This is a genomic window from Corynebacterium sp. HMSC072D12 (assembly GCF_001813925.1).
GTDB lineage: Bacteria > Actinomycetota > Actinomycetes > Mycobacteriales > Mycobacteriaceae > Corynebacterium > Corynebacterium aurimucosum.
Map to the genome: position 1 here is coordinate 36,904 of NZ_KV814385.1, position 18,158 is coordinate 55,061.

14 protein-coding genes are annotated in these 18,158 nt (G+C 63.1%); 6 read left to right on the forward strand and 8 right to left on the reverse strand.

Annotated features, from left to right (window positions below; genetic code table 11):
* Window positions 1-18: 18 nt before the first annotated feature.
* From HMPREF2943_RS02035 to HMPREF2943_RS02050, 4 genes are read right to left on the reverse strand one after another with little or no spacing between them, the layout of a single operon-like run.
* On the reverse strand, window positions 19-306 hold the full coding sequence (locus HMPREF2943_RS02035; RefSeq protein ID WP_070710655.1) for a glutaredoxin domain-containing protein: 288 nt from the start codon (window positions 304-306) through the stop codon (window positions 19-21).
* Complete coding sequence (locus HMPREF2943_RS02040; RefSeq protein ID WP_070710656.1) at window positions 306-851, reverse strand: dihydrofolate reductase; 546 nt, start codon at window positions 849-851, stop codon at window positions 306-308. Before HMPREF2943_RS02040 ends, HMPREF2943_RS02035 begins: the two co-directional genes overlap by 1 nt.
* Window positions 851-1,657, reverse strand: a complete 807-nt coding sequence (locus HMPREF2943_RS02045; RefSeq protein WP_070710657.1) for a thymidylate synthase — start codon at window positions 1,655-1,657, stop codon at window positions 851-853. Before HMPREF2943_RS02045 ends, HMPREF2943_RS02040 begins: the two co-directional genes overlap by 1 nt.
* A gap of 35 nt (window positions 1,658-1,692) precedes the next feature.
* Window positions 1,693-2,451, reverse strand: a complete 759-nt coding sequence (locus HMPREF2943_RS02050; protein WP_210399709.1) for a 3'(2'),5'-bisphosphate nucleotidase CysQ — start codon at window positions 2,449-2,451, stop codon at window positions 1,693-1,695.
* A gap of 34 nt (window positions 2,452-2,485) precedes the next feature.
* On the opposite strand from HMPREF2943_RS02050, the gene HMPREF2943_RS02055 reads away from it, so the two are divergent.
* From HMPREF2943_RS02055 to HMPREF2943_RS02075, 5 genes are all read left to right on the forward strand, one after another.
* The gene (locus HMPREF2943_RS02055) at window positions 2,486-7,441 is read left to right on the forward strand and encodes an Lhr family ATP-dependent helicase (RefSeq protein ID WP_070710658.1); all 4,956 of its coding nucleotides are present in this window, start codon (window positions 2,486-2,488) and stop codon (window positions 7,439-7,441) included.
* An 87-nt stretch (window positions 7,442-7,528) separates the two neighbouring features.
* Entirely contained in the window at window positions 7,529-8,797 is a 1,269-nt protein-coding gene (locus tag HMPREF2943_RS02060) for an alpha-hydroxy acid oxidase (protein WP_070710659.1), read from the forward strand.
* A gap of 27 nt (window positions 8,798-8,824) precedes the next feature.
* Window positions 8,825-9,646, forward strand: a complete 822-nt coding sequence (locus HMPREF2943_RS02065; protein ID WP_070710660.1) for a DNA-formamidopyrimidine glycosylase family protein — start codon at window positions 8,825-8,827, stop codon at window positions 9,644-9,646.
* A gap of 10 nt (window positions 9,647-9,656) precedes the next feature.
* Entirely contained in the window at window positions 9,657-10,070 is a 414-nt protein-coding gene (locus HMPREF2943_RS02070; protein ID WP_070646073.1) for a YccF domain-containing protein, read from the forward strand.
* 52 nt (window positions 10,071-10,122) lie between these two features.
* The gene (locus HMPREF2943_RS02075) at window positions 10,123-11,190 is read left to right on the forward strand and encodes an HNH endonuclease signature motif containing protein (RefSeq protein WP_246817247.1); all 1,068 of its coding nucleotides are present in this window, start codon (window positions 10,123-10,125) and stop codon (window positions 11,188-11,190) included.
* Window positions 11,191-11,352: 162 nt separating this feature from the next.
* Here the strand turns inward: HMPREF2943_RS02075 and pgi are convergent, their stop codons facing one another.
* The 3 genes from pgi to HMPREF2943_RS02090 all read right to left on the reverse strand — a co-directional run bounded on the left by pgi (window position 11,353) and on the right by HMPREF2943_RS02090 (window position 14,412).
* The gene (gene pgi / locus HMPREF2943_RS02080) at window positions 11,353-12,987 is read right to left on the reverse strand and encodes a glucose-6-phosphate isomerase (RefSeq protein ID WP_070710662.1); all 1,635 of its coding nucleotides are present in this window, start codon (window positions 12,985-12,987) and stop codon (window positions 11,353-11,355) included.
* A 101-nt stretch (window positions 12,988-13,088) separates the two neighbouring features.
* A complete protein-coding gene (locus HMPREF2943_RS02085) occupies window positions 13,089-13,982 on the reverse strand; it encodes a trypsin-like serine protease (RefSeq protein ID WP_070710738.1) in 894 nt (297 codons plus the stop codon).
* 67 nt (window positions 13,983-14,049) lie between these two features.
* Window positions 14,050-14,412, reverse strand: coding sequence for a chorismate mutase (locus tag HMPREF2943_RS02090; RefSeq protein ID WP_070710663.1), 363 nt, complete (start codon window positions 14,410-14,412; stop codon window positions 14,050-14,052).
* A gap of 122 nt (window positions 14,413-14,534) precedes the next feature.
* Between HMPREF2943_RS02090 and pcrA the strand changes: the two genes are divergently transcribed.
* Window positions 14,535-17,060, forward strand: a complete 2,526-nt coding sequence (pcrA, locus tag HMPREF2943_RS02095) for a DNA helicase PcrA (RefSeq protein ID WP_070710664.1) — start codon at window positions 14,535-14,537, stop codon at window positions 17,058-17,060.
* Window positions 17,061-17,064: 4 nt separating this feature from the next.
* Here the strand turns inward: pcrA and HMPREF2943_RS02100 are convergent, their stop codons facing one another.
* Entirely contained in the window at window positions 17,065-17,820 is a 756-nt protein-coding gene (locus HMPREF2943_RS02100) for a M23 family metallopeptidase (RefSeq protein WP_070710665.1), read from the reverse strand.
* Window positions 17,821-18,158: the final 338 nt, after the last annotated feature.

The following is an 18,158-nucleotide window of genomic DNA, read 5'->3' on the forward strand; positions in this document are numbered from 1 at the left end:
GGGGGGGGGGGGGGGGGCTTATTCGCTGGCCAGCTCCGCGTACTTGGCGCGGACCTCGCTAGCAGCGGGATTGGTGGCGTGGGTGCCGTCGGAGTAGAGGACGGTGGGCACGATGCGGTTGCCGTCGTTGACGGACTCAATCCACGCGTTGATGTCTTCGGTGCCTTCGGCTTCGGCGTCGACAAGCGCGTGCGGGGTCTCCGTGCGGTTGAGTGCGGAAATGAGGCGCTGGCAGAACGGGCACCAGTCGGCAAAGAAGATGGTGACGTGCTCAGTGGTTTCGGGAGCGGCAACGTTAGTGCTCATTAGGCAGCAGCCTTTCTGTCGTAGGTGAGGAAACGGTATTTCATCGGCAGCTCGCTAGGCGGCTGGCCGGGGATGGTGAGGTGTCCGGACTGTGAGGTCAGCCAGTCGCTATCGGCAGACAAGCTGAACTCATCCGGTACGGAGGGGGCGTGCACGGCATCGTCGCCGTAGGCATCGCCGACCTGCACACCCATGAGGGTGAGCTCTATGGTGTCCACGCGGTCGAGAGCGGAGTTGTAGAGTTGGCCGCCGCCGATAATCCAGGCGTCGCCAGGCGTGGCATCAAGCGCGGCATCGAGGTTATCCACCACGGTGGCGCCCGCAGACCACTCGCCGGGTTCATGGCTGGACAGCACGATGTTGTCCCGGCCCGGAAGTGGGCGGAACTTGGGGTTGAGGGATTCCCACGTCTTGCGGCCCATGATGACAGGCGCGCCCATGGTCACTTCTTTGAAGTGCTTCAGGTCCTCCGGCACGTGCCAAGGCATGACCACGCCGTCACCGATGACCCCGTCGAGGGACTGGGCCCAGATTGCGCCCAGCATTAGACCGACACCTGTGCCTTGATGGTGGGGTGGGGGTCGTAGCCGATGACCTCAAAATCCTTGAAGTCATAGTCAAAGAGGCTCTCAGACTTGTGGAGCTTGAGCTGCGGGTACTCGCGGGGCTCGCGGGAGAGCTGCTCCTTAACCTGCTCGATGTGGTCGTTGTAGATGTGGCAATCTCCGCCGGTCCAGATGAGCTCGCCTACCTCTAAACCTGCTTGCTGGGCAAACATGTGGGTCAGCGCGGCATAGGAAGCCAAGTTGAAGGGCACTCCCAAGAACATGTCTGCCGAGCGCTGGTAGACCTGCATGGAGAGCTTGCCGTCAGCGACATAGAGCTGGAAAAGCAGATGGCAGGGCATGAGCGCCATCTTGTCCAGCTCAGAGACGTTCCACGCGGAGACCAGGTTGCGGCGCGAGTCCGGGTTGTTCTTGAGCGTGTCCAGGGCGACCTGGATCTGGTCGATGTGCCGGCCATCCGGAGTGGGCCAGGAGCGCCACTGCACGCCGTAGACAGGGCCCAGCTCACCGTCCTCATCGGCCCACTCGTTCCAGATGCGGACCTTGTTCTCCTGCAGCCACTTTACGTTGGAGTCGCCGCGCAGGAACCACAGCAGCTCACCAATCACGCCGTGGAAGTAGACCTTCTTGGTGGTCAGCAGGGGAAAAGACTCCGCCAGGTTATAGCGAAGTTGGGCACCGAACAGGGAGAGGGTGCCGGTGCCAGTGCGGTCGCCCTTGGGCGCGCCTTCTTCGAGGACGCGGCGCAGGAGGTCCTCGTACGGAGTCTCAATCATGGTCGCCATGATAGCGCTCTTGCGTCCGTGCCACGCGCGTGGGGTTAGTACCCGCCGTTGGCCTCCGCGTAGGCGGCGGCGTGCTCCAGAATCTCCTCTGCCAGCTCCGGGCGGCAGATCAGAAGATCCGGGATGAAGGTGTCCTCGTTATTGAACTTGATGGGGGAGCCATCCAGGCGCGAGCAGTGCAGGCCCGCGGCCAAAGCCACGCCCACCGGGGCGGCCTGGTCCCACTCGTACTGGCCGCCGGCATGGATGTATCCGTCATAGTCACCCAACAACACGTGGATGGCCTTCGCACCCGCGGAGCCCACGCCGACGGTCTCAAAGCCCATCTTCTCCGCGACGTAATCCGCTACCTTCGGCGGACGATTACGAGAAACCACGAACTTCTTCGACAGCGGGCCCGTTACCGCGCGCACATCGGAGGACTTAAAAGTCACGCCCATGTCCGGCATGCCGACGGCCGCGTGGATGGGGGTGCCGTTTTCCACCAGCGCGATGTGGACGGCCCAGTCCTGGCGGCCGGTAGCGAACTCCTTGGTGCCGTCGAGCGGGTCAACGATCCACACGCGTTCCTTCTTTAGACGGCTCAAGTCATCGGCAGCTTCTTCCGACAGGACGCCGTCCTTCGGACGGTGCTGTTCAAGGACGCGGGCGATCCATTCCTGAGCGGCTTCATCGCCGGCATCACCCAGCGCCAAGCCACGCAGCAGGCCACCGTTGCGCACGCCTTTGAGGATCTCACCGCAGCCAGCGGCGAGGGAATTAGTTAGACGGGAATCAGAAATCTCAACGGTCATAGTGACCAGATTAGCGCGCGCGATACAGTAGGGCATGTCTAAAAACGTTCTGGCGAAGTTCCGCCCGCAGGTAGCCGGGTGGTTCCAGGACGTTTTTGCTGCCCCCACTCCAGTCCAAGAACAGGCGTGGGAGGCGATTTCCGGTGGTGCGAATGCGCTGGTTGTGGCACCAACCGGCTCTGGTAAGACGCTCGCGGCCTTTTTGTGGGCGCTGAATTCTTTGGTGGAGCGCGAGGGCCAAACCGCGCTGCCGCTGAGCAATGAGCCTTCCCGCGAGGGCGCTCATGATGGCGTGAGAGTGCTGTATATCTCACCGCTGAAGGCCTTGGGCGTGGACGTGGAGAATAATCTGCGCGCCCCTCTCAACGGCATCGCCCGCACCGCCGAGCGGCTGGGGCTGGAGGTGCCGGATATTACCGTTGGCGTGCGCTCGGGGGATACCCCGCAGGCAGAGCGTGCCCGCCAGGTGCGCAAGCCACCAGACATCCTCATCACCACGCCGGAATCGGCCTACTTGATGCTCACCTCGAAGGCTGCGGGGATTTTGAAGACGGTTGATACCGTCATTATCGATGAGATTCATGCCCTGGCCGGCACCAAGCGCGGCGTGCACCTGGCGTTGACTTTGGAGCGCCTCGGATTCATCGCCGGGGAGTTTCAACGCATTGGATTGTCGGCTACGGTGCGGCCGCTGAGTGCTGTCGCCAACTTCTTGGGCGGCGACCGTCCCGTCGACATCATCGCACCGCCCGCCAAGAAGCGCTGGCAGCTCGACGTCCACGTGCCGGTCGAGGACATGTCGGACCTGCCCACCCCGGAGCAAGGCTCGCCCATCGGGGAGGCGACTGTCGACGACCCCCTTGGCATCACCCAAGGCCCCCAAGACGCGTTGCGCGTAAACGCGCAACGCAAGGAAGAGGGCGGGGTAGGAGACTCTGCACTGCCCACAGCGAAGTCCATCTGGCCCTTCATCGAAGAAGAGCTCTACGCCGAAATCATGGAGCAGCGCTCCACCCTCGTCTTCGTTAATTCGCGCCGCACCGCCGAGCGGCTTACCAGCCGGCTCAACGAGCTCTATGCTCAGGAGCACGATCCAGAGTCCTTGAGCCCAGCCACCCGGCGCGACCCGGCCCAGCTGATGAAGCAGGTGGATGTTGCCGGTAAGGCACCTGCCGTGATTGCTCGGGCGCACCACGGCTCAGTGTCCAAGGACGAGCGCGCGCTGACGGAGACGATGCTCAAGGAAGGCACGCTCAAGGCCGTGGTGGCCACGAGCTCCCTGGAGCTGGGCATCGACATGGGCGCGGTGGAGCTGGTGGTGCAGGTGGAATCCCCACCCTCGGTGGCTTCTGGTCTGCAGCGTGTGGGTCGCGCCGGGCACTCCGTGGGTGCGGTCTCTCATGGTTCTTTCTATCCCAAGCACCGCGCGGACCTCGTGCAATCAGCACTCACCGTCGCCCGCATGGAGGAGGGCCTCATTGAGGAGATGCACGCACCGCGCAACCCGTTGGATGTCTTGGCACAGCAGACGGTGGCGGCGGTGGTGGCGTCGGCAAGCGCGAGCACGAGCGAGGGCCTCGAGGCCGACAGCTGGTATGACACCGTGCGCCGTGCCTGGCCCTATAAGGACCTAGCACGCGAGGTCTTCGACTCCGTTCTGGACTTGGTCAGTGGTGTGTACCCGTCGACGGATTTTGCGGAGCTCAAACCCCGGGTGGTCTATGACCGCGTGACGGGCGTGCTCACCCCGCGCCCCGGCGCGCAACGCGTGGCGGTGACCAACGGCGGCACCATCCCGGACCGCGGCATGTTCGGCGTCTTCCTGGTGGGTACTGGTGAGGCTGGTTCCGCGCCGCGCCGCGTGGGTGAGCTCGATGAGGAAATGGTCTATGAAACCCGGGTGGGGGATATCTTCACCCTCGGTGCGACGAGCTGGCGTGTGGAGGAGATCACGCGCGACCAGGTGTTGGTGACACCCGCGCCGGGGCACACCGGGCGTTTGCCTTTCTGGAACGGTGACCAAACTGGGCGTCCCTATGAGCTGGGCAAGGCGTTGGGTGCATTCCGGCGGGAGGCGCTCGCGGATCCGTCGGTGGTGCGCGGTGCGGATGAGAACGCGCGGCGCAATATCGCCGCCTACCTGCAGGAACAGAACGAGGCCACCGGGCTCATCCCGGATGAGAAGACACTTCTGCTGGAGCGCTTCACGGACGAGCTGGGGGATTGGCGCGTGCTGTTGCACACCCCGTTTGGCCGGCCGGTGAATGCGGCGTGGGCGCTGGCGGTGGGGCAGCGCGTGGCGGAGCGCACCGGGATGGATGCGCAGGCAGTGGCGGGCGATGATGGCATTGTGCTGCGCTTGCCGCAGGGCGAGGCGGCCCCGGATGCTTCGCTGTTTCTTTTCGACGCCGATGAGATAGCGGACATCGTCACCGAACAGGTGGGAAACTCCGCGCTCTTCGCCTCTAGGTTTAGGGAGTGCGCGGCGCGAGCGCTGCTTCTGCCTCGGCGCAACCCGGGCAAGCGCGCGCCCTTGTGGCAGCAGCGCCAGCGCGCGGAGCAGCTTCTCGACGTCGCCCGCAACTACCCCTCTTTCCCCATCATCCTGGAGACCGTGCGCGAATGCGTGCAGGATGTCTATGACCTGCCAGCACTCACGGAGGTCATGCGGGAGCTGGCGCACCGCCGCGTGCGCATCGCGGAGGTCACCACGGAGCAGCCTTCGCCTTTCGCGTCCTCGCTGCTGTTCAACTACACCGGCGCGTTCATGTACGAGGGGGACTCGCCCCTAGCGGAAAAGCGCGCAGCGGCCTTGGCATTGGACTCGGCGCTGTTGGCGAAGCTGTTGGGCACGGTGGAGCTGCGCGAGCTTCTCGACGGCTCCATCATCGCCGAAGTCCACGCCCAGCTGCAGCGCACCACTCCGGAACGTCAGGCGCGCACCACTGAGGAGGTCGCGGACCTGCTGCGCGTGCTCGGCCCCATCCCGGTCGAGGAATTCGGTGCGCACGCCACGGTGCCACTCAGCGCACTCGATGCGCTCGGTGCACGCATTATGCGGGTGCGCATCAACGGCCGCGAGCACGTGGCGCAAGCGCTCGATGCGCCGCTGCTTCGCGACGGTCTCGGCATCCCCGTTCCGCCCGGTATTCCTGCACAGCAGGCCACGATTACCGATGCCGTCGATCAGCTGGTTAGCCGCTGGGCGCGCACGCGCGGGCCCTTTGTGGCGCGCGAAGTGCAGGAGGCCTTTGGCCTGTCAGCCGCGGGGGCGCACTCGACGCTGAATGGGCTGGATTCCATCCTGGCGGGGCACTACCGGCAAGGCGTGGAGGAACAGGAGTACTGCGCGGCGGAGGTGCTCAAGGTCATCCGCTCGCGCTCGCTGGCGGCTGCCCGAGCTGCCACGCAGCCTGTTTCTCCCGAGGCCTTCGGGCGCTTCCTGCCGGACTGGCAGCAGGTAGCCGCGGTGGGCCGGCGCCCAGTGCTGCGTGGGGTGGACGGCGTCTTCGCCGTCATCGAGCAGCTGGCCGGCGTGCGCCTGCCGGCCTCGGCCTGGGAGAGCCTCATCCTTCCTGCGCGCGTCGGGGATTATTCGCCGACGATGCTCGATGAACTCACCGCCAGTGGCGAAGTCCTCATCGTCGGCGCGGGCAAGGCCGGCTTCAACGACCCGTGGATCATGCTGCTGCCGGTGGATTATGCCGCACAGCTCGCCCCGCAGGTCTCTGCGGAGGAAGCGGGCGTGTCCCTGCTGCAGACCCAGTTGCTCGAGGCCCTGCAGGGCGGCGGCAGCTACCTCATCTCCGATATTCAACCGCAGCTCAGCGGCACACCCGAGGAGGTCCGGGAGGCGCTCTGGGGCTTGGTGGAAGCAGGTCTGGTCAGCCCCGATTCCTTCGCTCCTATCCGGGCCCACCTGGCCGCAGGTGGGCGCGCCGGGCGTGCGGCGCATCGCGCGCGGCGTCGGCCAACGCGCTCGCGCCTGCGCATGGGGCGCACGTCCTTTGCGCAAGCACACAATGCTTCCGGTACACCGACCGCACCGGACGTGGTGGGACGCTGGTCGCTCTCCGTTCCAGCTGCTACGGACGCAACCTCGCGTTCCATCGCGCACGGCGAGGCCTGGCTGGACCGCTACGGCGTGCTTACCCGCGGGTCTGTGGTGGCCGAGGATGTCCTCGGCGGCTTCGCCTTGGCCTACAAGGTGCTCTCCGGCTTCGAGGAATCCGGCAAGGCGATGCGCGGCTACGTCATTGAGGGCTTGGGCGCGGCGCAGTTCTCCACGCCTGCGGTCATCGATCGCCTGCGCGGGGTGGATGATTCCCCCGATGTTACGGGCTGGCCCTCCGGAACTCGCGAGCCGCAGACGTATGTCCTGGCCGCCACGGACCCCGCCAACCCTTATGGCGCGGCGCTGCCCTGGCCGCCAACTGATGTCGGCGAATCCGCGGCCCGCCCCACCCGCGCCGCGGGTGCCTTGGTGGTGCTCATGGATGGCCTGCCGGTGGCGCACTTAACCCGCGGCGGGAAGACGCTGACGACGTTCTTTAACGCTCTGCCCGAGGGTATCGAGCGCACCGAGGTACTTGCCGCAGTTCTCGCGGGCCTCAACGAGCTGGTGGCCGCCGGACGCTTGAGCAAGCTGGTCATCGAGAAGGCAAACGGGCGGCCCATCTTCGAGTCGAAGCTGGGCGGTGAGCTGCGCGCACTGGGGGCGGCACTGACCCCGAAGGGCGTGCGGATTACTGGATCTGCCCACACCGCCTCTTCCGGCCGTGCAGGACAGCACGGCCACTCTGGAGAAGCCGCGCGCTCCGCCGAACCTTACCGTCCCGCACGTCGCGGTGGGCGTCGCGCCGTCGAGGCGATGGAGGAACTGTCCTTCGATGATCCGGAGAACGGAGCTTCTGAGGACTTGGGGGACCCGGGTGCGCCCGATACACCGGGGAGCCCGGGTGGCTTCCGCCCGCGCCGCCGCCGGCGCTGAATCTTAATCCGCAGCTTTTCGGCTTCGCGCATTTCCTAGGTCTAACCTCAGAAGCTGATAGTCCGATAGAAAAGGAGTCTTGTCGCCATGCGGCTGAAGCGCCAATTGCCTAACGTGTCCGAGCTGAAGAACCTCATGCGGTTCGAAGCACCCAACCTCGACCGCCGGGTAGCCCGCCTGGCGGAGGCTGCTGATGTGTGGGATCTGCGCAAGATTGCCAAGCGTCGCACACCCAAGGCCGCCTTCGACTACGTTGACGGCGCAGCCCGCGACGAGGTCAGCTACCGCGAATCCCGCGATTTCTTCCGCGACGTGCGCCTCATGCCGAACGTGCTCAACGGCGCACACGACATTTCCTTAAGCACCGAGATTGCCGGCGAGCCCGCGGCCCTGCCCTTCGGCATTGCGCCGACCGGCTTTACCCGCTTCATGCACGCCGAAGGCGAGGACGCCGGTTCCCAAGCCGCCCGCGACGCAGGCATCCCGTTTACGCTCTCCACGATGGGCACGCGCTCGGTGGAGGAGGTCGCGGCGTCGCAAGGCAATAGCGGCCGCCGCTGGTTCCAGCTCTACCTGTGGAAGGACCACTCCGCCTGCCAAGAGCTCATCGAACGCGCGGCGGCCAACGGCTATGACACCCTGGTGGTCACCGTGGACACGCCCGTGGCCGGCCAGCGGCTGCGCGATACTCGCAACGGCATGCGCATCCCACCTCGCCTGACCGCAGGCACCGTCTTCGACGCCGCCTGGCGCCCGGAGTGGTGGTTCAACTTCCTCACCACGGACCCGGTTACTTTTGCCTCCCTGACCTCGACCACCGGCACCCTGGGCGAGCTGGTCAACACCATGTTCGACCCGGGCCTCAACTTCGAGGATCTGGCGTGGATCCGCGAGTCCTGGCAGGGCAAGCTCTTTGTCAAGGGAATCGTCAACCCCGAGGACGCCCGCAAGGTCATCGACCTCGGCGCCGACGGCATCGTGGTGTCCTCCCATGGCGGGCGCCAGCTCGACCGCGTGGTCAACACCCTGCAAGCCTTGGAGGCCGTGCGCACCGAGGTGGGCCCGGACGTGGAGATCATCTACGACTCCGGCATCATGTCCGGCGTCGATATCGCCATTGCGCTGGCGCTCGGGGCGGACTTCGTCCTCATCGGCCGCGCCTACCTTTACGGGCTGATGGCCGGCGGCAAGGAAGGCGTCGACCGCGTCATTGAGCTGCTGGCGGAGGAGTTTAAAAACACCCTGCAGCTGCTCGGTGTGAAGAGGATCGAAGACCTAGGCCGGCAGCACGTGGTTACCCCGTGGGAGCCGGGCGCGCTGGCATTCGGTGCGGGAAAGGATGCGCCGGTAGAGTAGGCACCCGTTCGGTGAGGAGGTTCTACTGTGCCAGAGGGCGATTCTGTACTGCAGTTGTCGAACCGGCTGCAGTTTATGGAAGGCCGGCGCGTGACCTCCTCCTCCCTGCGCGTGCCGCGCTATGCCACCGTGCGTTTCGACGGGCTGGTGTGCGAGGAAGTCTGGCCCTATGGCAAGCACCTCTTCATGGACTTCGGCGGCGAGCTGATCCTGCATACGCACCTCAAGATGGAGGGCACGTGGGCCATCCACTACGCCGGTGACCGCTGGCGCAAGCCCGGCCACAGCGCGCGCGTAGTGCTACAGATGGAGAACGCCCCGCGTGATATCGAGCTGGTAGGGCACTGGCTGGGGCACGTGGGAGTGTTTCCCACGCGCGAATTTGAGCAGCGCATGGCGCACCTTGGCCCCGACATCCTCGCGCCAGAATGGGAAGAAGGAGGCTTCGAGGAGGCCGTGCGCCGCATCGAGACCCGCACGGAGCGCAGCATCGGTGCGGCCCTCTTGGACCAGCGCAACGTGGCGGGCTTGGGCAACGAGTACCGCGCCGAAATCTGTTTCTTGGCCGGCGTTCATCCAGCGACGCCGGTAGCGCTTGTCGACGTCCCCCAGATCCTCACCCTCTCCCGCCGCCTCATCTGGGCTAACCGGGACTCGCCGGTGCGTGTCACCACCGGTGTGAAGCGGGCGGGGGAGACCACGTATGTCTTTGGCCGCAACCGTCAGCGCTGCCGGCGCTGCGGCACTCTCATTGAGAAATCCACGCTGGGTGGCGTGGACGCCGGCGGTGACGAGAGCGAGTTGGAGCGTGTGATCTGGTGGTGCCCACACTGCCAGCCGCGCCGCTAGGCTGGGATGTATGAAGATCATTTTTAACATCATCTGGTTGGCAACTGGTGGCCTTGTCCTCGCCCTAGGCTACTTCCTTCTTGGAATCCTGGCGTGCATCCCCATCGTGACCATCCCCGCAGGCGTGGCCTCGATGCGCATGGCCAACTTCGCGCTGTGGCCTTTCGGACGCTCCGTCATTCAGCCGATCAAGGGGACTGGTGGCATGTCGCGGTTCTCCAACGTTGTCTGGTTCCTGGTCGCTGGCCTGTGGCTAGCCATCGGCCACGTGACCACCGCAGCGGCCCAGGCCGTGACCATCGTGGGTCTTCCGGTTGCCTGGGCCAACCTAAAGATGATCCCGGTGACCTGCTTCCCGTTCGGCCGCAAGATTGTCGACTCAGATGAGATCCCCTTCGGCTGGGAGTCGATGATCAAGCTTTAACGATTCTCTCTCCGGTTGCGGGGGTGGTCAGGGTGCTTTAGTGTTCTGGGTCATGGGGGATTTAGAGACCTATTTCTCCTACCGCAACTCGGGGATTTCTTTGGTGGAGCTGGCGGTAGGAGGCGAGAAACGTTTACGCGCACTCGGCGCTTCGCCTGCTGACGCCGCCGAACTGGCACGCCTGAACCACATTTACTTCGGCACTACGAAGTTCACGGGTAAGCAACGACAAGCTCGAGCCCGAGCTGCCGAACAACGCCATGATCTGGCCACACTCAGCCTCATCGAGTCCTATACCAAGAAACTGAAGAATCAGCTGCATGCCTGGAACCTACGCCTCAAGCTTGCCGGCACACCTGCCCACAGCATCCCAGCCGTGGCGGCCAAGCGCTTAAAAGAGCTCAAGCCCAAACGCGTGCCCACACCTGGTGTGCGCATGACCTACCGGGCTGATGGGCCGCACTCGCTAACCATTACCGATGATCCCATGACCGTCACCGAGATGCGCGGCGTTCTAGAATCTCTCAACCAGGACAATCTGTTGAAGGCAGCCAAACACGTCTTCTTCAGCAAGTCCCACGGCGGAACCAAACCGGCCATATTCACCAGTGTGGTGGTGACCTTGGACAAGCTCGACAAGATTGTCAGCGGCGACGGCGATGACATCGTCCTAGAGCTGACCAATGGTGGACGGATGACAGGGCGGGAGTTTCTGAACTATAAGTTCGCCGAGATCGGCTACGTCACCCTCATCCACCCCACCATCGGGCCGGTGTGGCTGCACCGCATGAAACGCTTAGCCGGTTTTGAGCAGCGCATGATGGCTAGTGCTGAGCATCCCACCTGTGCCAGGAAAGGATGTAATAAGCCTGCTGATTATGCCCAGGTGCACCACCTCATTCCGTGGAAAGCAGGAGGTACCACCGACCCGCCGAATCTGACGATGCTGTGTGCTTATCACAACGGCGTCAATGATGATGACCCAGAGAAACCCACCGGTGCCGGCTACGTCTTCCGACTACGAGGTGATGTGGACTACATCCCACCCTGGGGAGAACCAATCACCGCCCAGGTTGCCTATCAAGCCGCGCAGCACGGACTTGGACCGCCCGACAGCTAAACCGCCACGCAACACAAAAGACACGCGGATGCCCGCAGGAAGGTAAAACACCACGCGGACGCCCACAGGGCCTCCGCGGCGTTGGCGATCCGAGCTTCCGATCAGCGCTTGAAAACGCGTGAACCCCCGACCGTTCGGCCGGGGGACGTCGCCAAGCAGTGCTTAGCGGTGGCTGCGGTACCAGCCAATCAGAGCATCCGTGGAACCGTCGCCGGATGCGGCTTCCTCCTTGCCGGAGACTGCCGGTGCTAGGTCATTAGCTTGCTGCTTGCCCAGCTCCACGCCCCACTGGTCGAAGGAGTTGATGTCCCAGATGATGCCCTGGGTGAAGACGATGTGCTCGTAGAGTGCGATGAGCGCGCCGAGGGTCTGCGGGGTGAGCTCCTCCGCCAGAATGGTGGTGGACGGGCGGTTGCCCGGCATAACCTTGTGCGGCACGAGGGCGTCGTCCACGCCCTCAGCGGCGATTTCCTCAGCGGTCTTGCCAAAGGCCAGAACCTTGGTCTGCGCGAAGAAGTTACCCATGAGCAGGTCATGCATCGAGCCGGTGCCGTCGGCAGTGGGGAAGTCCTCCTTCGGGCGGGCAAAGCCGATGAAGTCCGCCGGGATGAGCTTGGTGCCCTGGTGCATGAGCTGGAAGAAAGCGTGCTGGCCGTTGGTGCCCGGCTCACCCCAGTAGATTTCACCGGTGCCGGCGCTCACCGCAGTGCCGTCGCGGCGTACGGACTTGCCGTTGGACTCCATGGTCAGCTGCTGAAGGTAGGCGGGGAAGCGGCCGAGGTCCTCGGAGTAAGGCAGCACCGCGTGGGTCTGCGCACCGAAGAAGTTGGAGTACCACACGCCGAGCAGGCCCATCAGAGCCGGCACGTTCTGCTCCAGAGGAGCGGTGCGGAAGTGCTTATCCATGGCGTGGAAGCCTTCGAGGAAACGCATGAAGTCCAGGGGGCCGATGGTGCACATCAGGGACAGGCCGATGGCGGAATCGACGGAGTAGCGTCCGCCCACCCAGTTCCAGAACCCGAACATGTTCTGGGTGTCGATGCCGAACTCCGCGACCTTCTCCGCGTTGGTGGAGACCGCAACGAAGTGCTTGGCGACGGCCGACTCGTCACCATCAAACTGCTCAATGAGCCAGCGGCGCGCGGCGTGAGCGTTGGCTAGGGTTTCCTGGGTGGTGAAGGTCTTGGACGCGACGATGAAGAGGGTGGAGCCTGCGTCGAGCCCGTCGAGAGTTGCGGCGAGATCTGCCGGGTCGACGTTGGAGACGAACTCCGCGCTAATGCCCGCTACCTCGTAGGAGCGCAGGGCCTTCGCGGCCATGGCCGGGCCCAAGTCGGAGCCGCCGATGCCGATGTTGACCACCTTCTTGATGGTGTGGCCCGTATGTCCCAGCCACGTGCCGGAGCGCAGCGCGGTGGCGAAGTCGCGCATGCGGCCTAAAGTTTCGTGGACGTCGGCAGCGACGTCCTGGCCGTCCACGCTCAAATCTTTTTCAACAGGCAGGCGCAGCGCGGTGTGCAGCACGGCGCGGTCCTCAGTGTTGTTGAGATGCTCGCCGGCGAACATGGCATCGCGGCGTCCCTCGACGTCGGCGGCGCGGGCGAGGTCCACCAGTGCGTTGAGGACTTCCTCATCGATGAGATTCTTTGACAGATCCACGTGCAGGCCCGCAGCATCGAAAGAAAAATCTGCGGCGCGGGAAGTGGAGTTGGCAAAAAGCTCACGCAGGTTGAGGTCCTTTTTGCTCTCAAAAAGCGAGGTGAGCGCGGCCCACTGCGGCTGAGCGGTGATGTCCATTGCAAAAGCCTTTCTGGCAGGTAGCAGACATGAAACTTACTGTGTCCACCGTAGTCCAGAAATCCCTTCGCTGCCGAAGCAGAAGGCTGCACTGCGATGAACTAGGCGTAGAGCTTTAAATCGAATTGCTTCATCGTGTTTCCGATCTCCATGGCGCCCACTTCGACGTCAGAGGGATCCTGGTCGTTGCCGAAGGACAGCACACCAACGGCCCAGAGCTTGCCGTCGATGGAAGCATAGACTGGTCCGCCACTATCTCCCGGGGCGCTGTCATTGCCGAAAGTAAACAGCCCTTGATCCTCGTGGCGGTCGATGAAGTTGCCACAGGAGACTCCTCGCGTGGAGCCGGCGCGGCAAATTGTGGGCTTCGTCAAAGCAACGTCCTCAAGGGGCATCCATCCTGCCAAAGGCGCGTTCAGAGCAGGTGACGTCGAGACTTGGGCGGCTGGGTTGGAGACCTCGATGAGCGCGATGTCGGCTGAGTTAATCCTGTCCGTATTGGTATTGCGGGCCTCTAACACCATCTCGCCGATCTTCACGTTGTCTCCAGCGCGATCCTTGTAGAAAAAGGTGTCGCCTTGATCCCCGCAGTGGCCGGCGGTGAGGATAAAGAGGCGCTCGCCGTCGCCAACGAAATGACCAGCGGAGCATCGTCCGCTGCTGTCTGCGTTGTAAATTGCGACCCCCGGAGTGAGAACACCAGCCGTCATGAAGTACTCAGCTGCCTCCGGTTGGGCCAGATCCACGCGGGGATCGGGGCGTTCCGCCTGGGGGATTTCAGTGGTGTTATCCCAGAGAGAATCGCTGTCGAGGACTTCTTCCGAACCCCTATTTGTTCCGGAGTTCTGTGCGCGGCCGGAATCACCGATGGCAGGAAGGTTCAGGGTTGTGGTGGTGATGGTAGCGACGTGGGAGGAAGAACCGCTGCAGGCGGTCAGCGCGAAGGCGGAAGTAGCTGCGGCGAGAGTTGCAGCGAGACGAGAGAAAAAGCGCATGAGGAGAGAGTAGCTCACGACCTAGCGTGAGGCGCGTGCGTTGGGGATTATTCCGCGGGCCGCTCAGCTAGCCAAGCTTGCCGCGTCCCAATCGCAGCAGGGCAGAGGCAATGGCGGGGCCTTCCTCGCCCAACTCGCTGCGGAATTCGTTGAGGATAGCGATTTCGCGGGTGTGTACCAAACGGGTACCACCTGAGCTCATGCGCGTCTTACCAATGGTGCGGGAAATATCGGTGCGGCGCTTGATGGCGTCGAGAATAACGCGGTCGAGGCGGTTGATTTCTTCGCGGTAGCGCTGAATCTCGGCATCGCTCAGTGGATCATCGGTGCCCGAGGGCATACGAATATCGAGGCCGTTGTCCACGACGTTGGGGTTGTGGTGTTCGGGGCTCAAGCCCGAGTCAGGGGTGCCAGATTGTGAAGCGCTCATGTCTTCAGATTGTGCCACCACGTTCGAGCAAAGGGGAATTATGAGTCGTGACGTTGGTCTTCGCCGGTAGGAAGTGGTGTGGGAAGGCAATGTCCGGTGGTGCTAGTAGGTTGGAGAGCATTATGAATAACAATTCTCCGTTTAGGCCCCGTTCTTCTTCCGCTCCTTCCACCGACGCCTCCGCCGGTGGTTTTTCCCCCGTGCCCGGACCCAACGCGGATACCCCTTCCGGTCAGGCTTCTGATCCGTTGCTGGAAGGATTAAACCCCCAACAAGAAGAGGCCGTGACGCATTCGGGCTCACCGTTGCTCATCGTGGCCGGCGCGGGTTCGGGCAAGACCGCCGTGTTGACCCGCCGCATTGCATATCTCATGCGCGAGCGCGGGGTCGCCCCGTGGCAGATCCTTGCCATCACCTTTACTAATAAGGCAGCCGCGGAGATGAAGGAGCGCGTGGGCCAGCTTGTCGGGCCTGTGGCAGAACGAATGTGGGTGTCCACTTTTCACTCCATTTGTGTGCGTATCTTGCGTAATAACGCCCAACTGGTGCCTGGGTTGAATACCAATTTCACCATCTATGACGGCGATGATGCGCGTCGGCTGCTCACCATGATCGCCAAGGACATGCAGCTGGATCTCAAGAAGTACTCGGCACGTGTTCTGGCGAATCAGATTTCCAACCGCAAGAATGAGCTTATCTCTCCAGAGCAGGCGCGCGCGGAGGCAGAGAGGACGAAGAATCCTTTCGAGCTCACTGTGGCGAGCGTGTACGAGGAATATCAGCGCCGCCTGCGTGCCGCGAACGCGGTGGACTTCGATGACCTCATCGGGGAAGTGGTGCGCATCTTTAACCAGCACCCGCAGGTAGTGGAGTTTTATCGCCGCCGCTTTAAGCATGTGCTTATCGACGAATACCAGGACACCAACCACGCGCAGTACGCGCTTGTCTCGGCCTTGGTGGGCCGGGGCGAGCTGCCGCCGGATGCCCCGGAACTATGCGTGGTGGGTGATTCTGATCAGTCAATTTATGCCTTCCGTGGAGCCACCATCAGGAATATTCAGGAGTTCGAGCGGGACTACCCGCAGGCGCACACGATTCTGCTTGAGCAAAACTACCGTTCGACGCAGACCATCCTGAACGCGGCGAATGCGGTCATTGCGAAGAATGAGGGTCGCCGCGAGAAGAACCTGTGGACCGCCCACGGTCAGGGTGAGCAAATTGTCGGCTACGTGGCGGATAATGAGCACGACGAGGCGCGGTATATCGCCTCGGAAATTGATTCCTTGGCGGATAAAGGCACGGCCTATTCGGATATTGCGGTGATGTACCGCACCAACAATGCCTCCCGCGCGTTGGAGGATATTTTCGTGCGCTCGGGCATCCCGTACAAGGTGGTCGGTGGCACGCGTTTCTACGAACGCCGCGAGATCCGGGACCTGGTGGCCTACCTGCGCATCATGGATAATCCGGATGACACGGTGAGCTTGCGCCGCATTATCAACGTGCCGAAGCGCGCTATTGGTGACAAGGCACAGGCACAGATTGCTCTGCACGCGGAGAACCTTGGTGTTAGCTTTGGGGCTGCTCTCCGCGATGCGGCAGCGGGCAAGGTTGCCGGGCTTGGCACACGGGCAGTGAATGCCGTAAGCAAATTCAACGAGATGATGGAGGGCGTGCGCGCGCAGATTCCGGGCATGGTCAACGAAGTGACGGGTCAACCGGATTTGGGGGAGTTGCTCAACGCGCTTCTTGACGCCACCGGCTACCGCGCGGAGCTTGAAAACTCTAATGACCCGCAAGACGGGGCACGCCTCGACAACCTCAACGAGTTGGTGTCGGTGGCGCGCGAGTTCAGCTCTGAGGCGGCCAATGAGATGGCTTTCTTGGGTGCAGATGCAGAGGAAGCCCCGGAGCTCTCGGAAGGTGAAGCCGCGCCGGGCTCGCTTCAAGCCTTCCTTGAAAAGGTTTCGCTGGTGGCGGATGCTGACCAGATTCCGGATCATGAGTCTGGGGTAGTCACGTTGATGACCCTGCACACCGCGAAGGGCCTAGAGTTCCCCGTTGTCTTCCTCACCGGCTGGGAGGATGGCCAATTCCCGCACATGCGCTCCCTGGGGGACCCGAAGGAGCTCAGTGAGGAGCGCCGCCTTGCTTACGTAGGTATTACACGCGCTAGGGAACAGCTCTACCTCACGCGCGCTATTCTCCGCTCGTCCTGGGGTAACCCGGTGACGAACCCGGCCAGCCGCTTCCTCGCCGAGGTCCCAGAGGACCTCATCGACTGGCGCCGTGAAGAACCAGACAGCTCGCTGTCCGGCGCGTGGGGTGGAGATGATTCCTATCAATACGGGCGAACCTTCGGCTCAGATAGCGGGTTCTTTGGTTCCCGTGGGGGCGGCTATGGCTCGCGGGGCGCTGCGTCTTCCCCTTCGCAGCGCTCGCGCAAGCCAGCTCCGGCAACATCGATGCCGAAGAATAACCATCTCAATTTAGTTGTGGGGGACCGTGTCAACCACGCGAAGTACGGGCTGGGCACGGTCATCGAAGCCTCCGGTACCGGCGCGCGGGCGACAGTTACCGTGGACTTCGGTTCAGCGGGCAAGGTCCGCCTCATGCTCATCGGCGGTGTGCCGATGGAAAAGCTTTAAAGCTTTAGATGAGGATGCCGCGCTCGCTGAACCAATCCACCGGATCAACGGCTGCGCCGCCGCCCGGGTGCACTTCGAAGTGCAGGTGTGGGCCGGTAGAGTGGCCCTCGTTGCCGATGACGGAGATCTGGTCGCCGGCCGTGACTCGGTCACCGACGTTGACCAAGAGCTGATCGCCGGGCATGTGGCCGTAGACGGTGATGGTGCCGTCGTCGTGCTGGATGCGGATCCAGTTGCCGAAGCCCTGGGCTGCGCCGGAGGAGATGACCTCTCCGTCCATGACGGCGTAGATGGGCGTGCCGACTGGGTTCGCTACATCGATGCCGTTGTGGAAGGAACCCCACCGTGGGCCAAAGCCAGAGGTGAAAGTACCGGAGGTCGGAAAGACCACGGTATTACCGTTGGCATCCTGGCCGCGCATAGGGGTGAGACCGGAGTGATCGCCCTGTGGGGCGAAGGCCTCGGCGAGACCAGGAATGCTGGAGGGATCGAGGACGATATCGAAGCCGTCCTGCGTGGAGTTGATTTCCGGGGTGGAGGCCCCGTTGAGGGCTCCGGCCGTGGAAACGATTAGCCCGGAGAATGCTTTGAAGAGGTCGGCCTTGGAGTCTTCCTTGACTTCGATGTCGCCGGCGTTAGGGCCCTGGGAGGACCCGTCGGAGACATCCACGCTTGCTGCCGGTTCGGCGGCGAACGCTGGGGCCGTCACGGTAGCGGTGGTGACCGCCACGGCGGCGAGTGCGCTGAGCGTGCGCTTCATAACTTCACGTCCTTAAGTCCTGCTGTGGCTCGCTTCCGCCGGCGTCAGCGGCAGGAAGCTTGTGAGCGATAGGGCACGGCCATACAGCCGTTATGCGCCTTGAAGCCTGCGACACGCCGGCGCGGGTGCGGCCGCGTGCTGAGGCTCTGTGGCAACGAGATACAAACTATCCCGAGCTATCACCCTGCGCAACGTCTAAAAATGCAGGTAAATACAGGGATTGTTCGAAAAACTATCGAACAGCCCAGCGTGTTACATGTGTGAAAGAAGTGAAAATTGTTACAGGGGTAAAGTAGAGGTTTAAAGAATGGGGGTAGGGGTTGGGGGGTGTGAAAAGA

What these genes read in the sequence shown, in the direction of transcription:
- HMPREF2943_RS02035 (WP_070710655.1), bottom strand. Translation starts at nt 306, where the DNA reads ATGAGCACTAACGTTGCCGCTCCCGAAACCACTGAGCACGTCACCATC.
- HMPREF2943_RS02040 (WP_070710656.1), bottom strand. Translation starts at nt 851, where the DNA reads ATGCTGGGCGCAATCTGGGCCCAGTCCCTCGACGGGGTCATCGGTGAC.
- HMPREF2943_RS02045 (WP_070710657.1), bottom strand. Translation starts at nt 1,657, where the DNA reads ATGGCGACCATGATTGAGACTCCGTACGAGGACCTCCTGCGCCGCGTC.
- HMPREF2943_RS02050 (WP_210399709.1), bottom strand. Translation starts at nt 2,451, where the DNA reads ATGACCGTTGAGATTTCTGATTCCCGTCTAACTAATTCCCTCGCCGCT.
- HMPREF2943_RS02055 (WP_070710658.1), top strand. Translation starts at nt 2,486, where the DNA reads ATGTCTAAAAACGTTCTGGCGAAGTTCCGCCCGCAGGTAGCCGGGTGG.
- HMPREF2943_RS02060 (WP_070710659.1), top strand. Translation starts at nt 7,529, where the DNA reads ATGCGGCTGAAGCGCCAATTGCCTAACGTGTCCGAGCTGAAGAACCTC.
- HMPREF2943_RS02070 (WP_070646073.1), top strand. Translation starts at nt 9,657, where the DNA reads ATGAAGATCATTTTTAACATCATCTGGTTGGCAACTGGTGGCCTTGTC.
- HMPREF2943_RS02075 (WP_246817247.1), top strand. Translation starts at nt 10,123, where the DNA reads ATGGGGGATTTAGAGACCTATTTCTCCTACCGCAACTCGGGGATTTCT.
- pgi (WP_070710662.1), bottom strand. Translation starts at nt 12,987, where the DNA reads ATGGACATCACCGCTCAGCCGCAGTGGGCCGCGCTCACCTCGCTTTTT.
- HMPREF2943_RS02085 (WP_070710738.1), bottom strand. Translation starts at nt 13,982, where the DNA reads ATGCGCTTTTTCTCTCGTCTCGCTGCAACTCTCGCCGCAGCTACTTCC.
- HMPREF2943_RS02090 (WP_070710663.1), bottom strand. Translation starts at nt 14,412, where the DNA reads ATGAGCGCTTCACAATCTGGCACCCCTGACTCGGGCTTGAGCCCCGAA.
- pcrA (WP_070710664.1), top strand. Translation starts at nt 14,535, where the DNA reads ATGAATAACAATTCTCCGTTTAGGCCCCGTTCTTCTTCCGCTCCTTCC.
- HMPREF2943_RS02100 (WP_070710665.1), bottom strand. Translation starts at nt 17,820, where the DNA reads ATGAAGCGCACGCTCAGCGCACTCGCCGCCGTGGCGGTCACCACCGCT.